General features: G+C 52.7%; 3 rRNA genes. All 3 read left to right on the top strand.

Annotation, left to right across the window (positions count from 1 at the left end):
- The first annotated feature begins 360 nt into the window (after nucleotides 1-360).
- The 3 genes from BJP06_RS00055 (at nucleotide 361) to rrf (ending at nucleotide 5,682) form a co-directional block, all read left to right on the top strand.
- Nucleotides 361-1,876 (top strand): 16S ribosomal RNA (locus BJP06_RS00055).
- Between the two features lie 437 nt (nucleotides 1,877-2,313).
- A 23S ribosomal RNA gene (locus tag BJP06_RS00050) occupies nucleotides 2,314-5,396 on the top strand.
- 167 nt (nucleotides 5,397-5,563) lie between these two features.
- Nucleotides 5,564-5,682: ribosomal RNA gene (gene rrf / locus BJP06_RS00045) — 5S ribosomal RNA — on the top strand.
- The 16S, 23S and 5S rRNA genes sit together here, the layout of an rRNA operon.
- Nucleotides 5,683-5,712 lie beyond the last annotated feature (30 nt).

The following is a 5,712-nucleotide window of genomic DNA, read 5'->3' as shown; positions in this document are numbered from 1 at the left end:
TTGGGTGTGCGGTTGTTGTTTGAGAACTCGATAGTGTGCCAATGTACTTTTTATTTTTTTGATTGCATTGACTTTTGGTTGCGTGCTGTGTGCCATGTTTTGGTGTGTGCCGGCGGTGATGCTTGAACCTATGATTGGGTGTCACTGGTTACTGGTACAAGTTTTACACGGTTATGTTGACTGTTTGGTTGATGTGGTTGTGACTGGTCCTGTTTTGCCCCGTCGGGTTGGGACCGGTTGTTTGTACTTTACAGTTTTTGTAATTTTAGGATTTTGCCAGACACTGACTGTTGTTGGTGGTTGGTTTGTTTTTGGTTAGGTTTTGGGCTTTTCACGGCCTTGTTTCTTTCTGAAATAGTTTTTGTGGAGAGTTTGATCCTGGCTCAGGATGAACGCTGGCGGCGTGCTTAACACATGCAAGTCGAACGGAAAGGCCAGTGCTTGCACTGGTACTCGAGTGGCGAACGGGTGAGTAACACGTGGGTGATCTGCCCTGTACTTCGGGATAAGCTTGGGAAACTGGGTCTAATACCGGATAGGACAACTTTTTGGATATTGTTGTGGAAAGCTTTTGCGGTATGGGATGAGCTCGCGGCCTATCAGCTTGTTGGTGGGGTAATGGCCTACCAAGGCGTCGACGGGTAGCCGGCCTGAGAGGGTGTACGGCCACATTGGGACTGAGATACGGCCCAGACTCCTACGGGAGGCAGCAGTGGGGAATATTGCACAATGGGCGCAAGCCTGATGCAGCGACGCCGCGTGGGGGATGAAGGCCTTCGGGTTGTAAACTCCTTTCGCTAGGGACGAAGCTTTTTGTGACGGTACCTGGAGAAGAAGCACCGGCTAACTACGTGCCAGCAGCCGCGGTAATACGTAGGGTGCGAGCGTTGTCCGGAATTACTGGGCGTAAAGAGCTCGTAGGTGGTTTGTCGCGTCGTTTGTGTAAGTCCACAGCTTAACTGTGGGACTGCAGGCGATACGGGCATAACTTGAGTGCTGTAGGGGAGACTGGAATTCCTGGTGTAGCGGTGAAATGCGCAGATATCAGGAGGAACACCGATGGCGAAGGCAGGTCTCTGGGCAGTAACTGACGCTGAGGAGCGAAAGCATGGGTAGCGAACAGGATTAGATACCCTGGTAGTCCATGCCGTAAACGGTGGGCGCTAGGTGTGAGTCCCTTCCACGGGATTTGTGCCGTAGCTAACGCATTAAGCGCCCCGCCTGGGGAGTACGGCCGCAAGGCTAAAACTCAAAGGAATTGACGGGGGCCCGCACAAGCGGCGGAGCATGTGGATTAATTCGATGCAACGCGAAGAACCTTACCTGGGCTTGACATGTAGCGGATCGCCGCAGAGATGTGGTTTCCCTTGTGGTCGCTATACAGGTGGTGCATGGTTGTCGTCAGCTCGTGTCGTGAGATGTTGGGTTAAGTCCCGCAACGAGCGCAACCCTTGTCTTATGTTGCCAGCACGTAATGGTGGGGACTCATGAGAGACTGCCGGGGTTAACTCGGAGGAAGGTGGGGATGACGTCAAATCATCATGCCCCTTATGTCCAGGGCTTCACACATGCTACAATGGTCGGTACAGCGCGTTTGCTACCTTGTGAGGGGATGCTAATCGCACAAAGCCGGCCTTAGTTCGGATTGGGGTCTGCAACTCGACCCCATGAAGTCGGAGTCGCTAGTAATCGCAGATCAGCAACGCTGCGGTGAATACGTTCCCGGGCCTTGTACACACCGCCCGTCACGTCATGAAAGTTGGTAACACCCGAAGCCAGTGGCCTGTCATGGGAGCTGTCGAAGGTGGGATCGGCGATTGGGACGAAGTCGTAACAAGGTAGCCGTACCGGAAGGTGCGGCTGGATCACCTCCTTTCTAAGGAGTTTATTTTTTGTTGGCTCACAGTTGTGGGCTTGTTTGTTGGTTGAGTCACCGTGGGTGTGGCTGCCAATTTGTTGTTTCCGGGTGGAGACACACCAGTCACAGACTGTCATGCATTCGTGTGGTGGTTGTGGTTGTGGTTGCAGTGTGACCGGGTTATGTAGTCAAAAAGAAGTAATCATTATTGTGTGTTGGTGCACTGTTGGGTGTCTGAGGCAGCAGTTGTGTTGTCTTGAATGATTCCGCGTGTTGATCACTGACTTGTTTGGTTGGTGGTTGGTGTGTGGGGTGTGTTGTGTGAGAACTGTATAGTGGACGCGAGCATCTTTATTCTTGTGGAAGAATTTTTTGATTGTAAGTTTGCCTAACAACAAGTGATTGTCATGCTGTTTGTGTGTGGTGGTTGTTTGTTGTTTGTTTGTTGTGTGTTTTTGTTTTGTTACAAGGGCGTACGGTGGATGCCTTGGCATGCTTAGCCGATGAAGGACGTGTGAGGCTGCGTTATGCCTCGGGGAGTTGCCAACAAAGCGTTGATCCGAGGATGTCCGAATGGGGAAACCTGGCACTTGTTATGGAGTGTTACCTGCAGATGAATGTATAGTCTGTGTGGGGGTTACGCGGGGAAGTGAAACATCTCAGTACCCGTAGGAGAAGAAAACAATTGTGATTCTGCTAGTAGTGGCGAGCGAACGTGGATGAGGCTAAACCATGCGTGTGTGATACCTGGCAGGGGTTGCGCGTGTGGTGTTGTGGGCGATGATTGTGGGTATGCTGCCATGTACCCCTATGATGCGGCGTGTTAGCGGAAGTCACCTGGGATGGTGTGCCGGAGAGGGTGAGAGCCCCTGTACGTGAAGGCGTGTCGTGTTGTGGTGATTGTTTGCCCGAGTAGCAGCGGGCTCGTGGAATCTGCTGTGAATCTGCCGGGACCACCCGGTAAGCCTAAATACTAAGTGTGACCGATAGTGAATAAGTACCGTGAGGGAATGGTGAAAAGTACCCCGGGAGGGGAGTGAAAGAGTTCCTGAAACCGTGCGCTTACAATCCGTCAGAGCACCGCGTGTGTGTGATGGCGTGCCTTTTGAAGAATGAGCCTGCGAGTCAGCGGCATGTCGCGAGGTTAACCCGTGTGGGGTAGTCGTAGCGAAAGCGAATCCTAATTGGGTGTTGTAAGTGGCATGTCCTGGACCCGAAGCGGGGTGATCTACCCATGGCCAGTGTGAAGCAGCTGTAAGAGGTTGTGGAGGCGCGAACCCACTTAGGTTGAAAACTGAGGGGATGAGTTGTGGGTAGGGGTGAAAGGCCAATCAAACTCCGTGATAGCTGGTTCTCCCCGAAATGCATTTAGGTGCAGCGTTATAGTAGTTTGCCGGAGGTAGAGCTACTGGTTGGTTGAGCGGGACTATCATCTTAGCAACATCAGCCAAACTCCGAATGCCGGTCAAGTGTTCTATAGCAGTGAGACTGTGGGGGATAAGCTTCATAGTCGAGAGGGAAACAGCCCAGATCGCCGGTTAAGGCCCCTAAGGGTGTACTAAGTGGAAAAGGATGTGGGATCGCGAAGACAGCCAGGAGGTTGGCTTAGAAGCAGCCATCCTTGAAAGAGTGCGTAATAGCTCACTGGTCGAGTGGTTCTGCGCCGACAATGTAGTGGGGCTCAAGTACACCGCCGAAGCCGCGGCATAGTTTTTACTATGGGTAGGGGAGCGTCGTGCATGGGGTGAAGCCATACTGTAAGGGGTGGTGGACTGTGTGCGAGTGAGAATGCAGGCATGAGTAACGAGAGATACGTGAGAATCGTATCCGCTGGATGACTAAGGGTTCCTGGGTCAAGTTCGTCTTCCCAGGGTGAGTCGGGTCCTAAGGCGAGGCCGACAGGCGTAGTCGATGGTCAACGGGTTGATATTCCCGTACCCGTATGCATGCGACAAAGAGTGAAGCGGTGATACTAACCACCCTGAACTGGCAACATGCGCATCCTTTTGGGTGTGTGGTTGTTGGTGATGCGTGGGGCCTGATCCGTGGTAGTTCAGTGATGGGGTGACGCAGTCAGGTAGCCGCGCCAAGTGTTGGATATTCTTGGTGTAAGCGTGTGGCACGTCGACTTGTGAAATGCGGTCGATATTTTGTGTGAGGCGTGATGCGTAGCCCAATTGTTGGGTGATGGTGGTGATCCTTTGCTGTCGAGAAAAGCCTCTAGCGATGTATGTGTATGGCCCGTACCCGAAACCGACACAGGTGGTCAGGTAGAGAATACTAAAGCGGTCGGGTGAACTGTGGTTAAGGAATTCGGCAAATTGCCCCCGTAACTTCGGGAGAAGGGGGGCCCTTGCTGGTTGCATGCCTTTTTCGGTGTGTTGCTGGTGGGGGTCGCAGAGAATAGAGGGGAGCGACTGTTTATCAAAAACACAGGTCCGTGCGAAGACGGTTAAGTTGATGTATACGGACTGACGCCTGCCCGGTGCTGGAAGGTTAAGAGGACCTGTTAGGACTCATGTCCGAAGCGGAGAATTTAAGCCCCAGTAAACGGCGGTGGTAACTATAACCATCCTAAGGTAGCGAAATTCCTTGTCGGGTAAGTTCCGACCTGCACGAATGGCGTAACGACTCCCCTGCTGTCTCAACCACAGGCCCGGTGAAATTGCAGTACGAGTAAAGATGCTCGTTTCGCGCGGCAGGACGAAAAGACCCCGGGACCTTCACTATAGCTTGGTATTGGTATTCGGTGCGGTTTGTGTAGGATAGGTGGGAGACTGTGAAGTGGTCACGCTAGTGATTATGGAGTCGTTGTTGAAATACCACTCTGACCGTAGTGGATGTCTAACCTTGGCCCATGATCTGGGTTGGGGACAGTGCCTGGTGGGTAGTTTAACTGGGGCGGTTGCCTCCCAAAATGTAACGGAGGCGCCCAAAGGTTCCCTCAGCCTGGTTGGCAATCAGGTGGTGAGTGTAAGTGCACAAGGGAGCTTGACTGTGAGACTTACAAGTCGAGCAGGGACGAAAGTCGGGACTAGTGATCCGGCACCTACTTGTGGATGTGGTGTCGCTCAACGGATAAAAGGTACCCCGGGGATAACAGGCTGATCTTCCCCAAGAGTCCATATCGACGGGATGGTTTGGCACCTCGATGTCGGCTCGTCGCATCCTGGGGCTGGAGTAGGTCCCAAGGGTTGGGCTGTTCGCCCATTAAAGCGGCACGCGAGCTGGGTTCAGAACGTCGTGAGACAGTTCGGTCTCTATCCGCCGCGCGCGTTGAAACTTGAAGAAGGCTGTCCCTAGTACGAGAGGACCGGGACGGACGTACCTCTGGTGTGCCAGTTGTTCCGCCAGGAGCAGGGCTGGTTGGCTACGTACGGGAGGGATAACCGCTGAAAGCATCTAAGCGGGAAGCCTGTTTTGAGATGAGGTTTCGTTTGAGGTTCCCTAGAGATGATGGGGTTGATAGGCCGGATCTGGTAGCACTGTGAGGTGTGTAAGGTGACTGGTACTAATTTACGCCGAGACTAAAACAAACACACACATGTTGGTGTTGGTTATGGTCAAATTAATGAGTGTTCTTCCGCGAGAAGAAAAAGAGTGTTTGCGTCCACTGTGCAGTGTCTGGCATGACATGCCTGTGCTGATTATTTGAATATTGTCGTTGTTATCAACAGTATTGTGTTGGCACGATTTTTTGGTCGTGTCGGTGGTTGATGGCGGCGGGGAAACGCCCGGTCCCTTTCCGAACCCGGTTAGCTAAGCCCGCCCGCGCTGATGGTACTGCACCTGGGAGGGTGTGGGAGAGTAGGTTACCGCCGGCCTATAACTTCATTTTCTTGTGTGTGGTGGGT

The organism is Corynebacterium sp. NML120713 (genome assembly GCF_001875735.1).
GTDB classification, from domain to species: domain Bacteria; phylum Actinomycetota; class Actinomycetes; order Mycobacteriales; family Mycobacteriaceae; genus Corynebacterium; species Corynebacterium pseudogenitalium.
The sequence above is the reverse complement of the archived record's forward strand: the minus strand, read 5'-3'. Positions and strand labels throughout refer to the sequence as shown.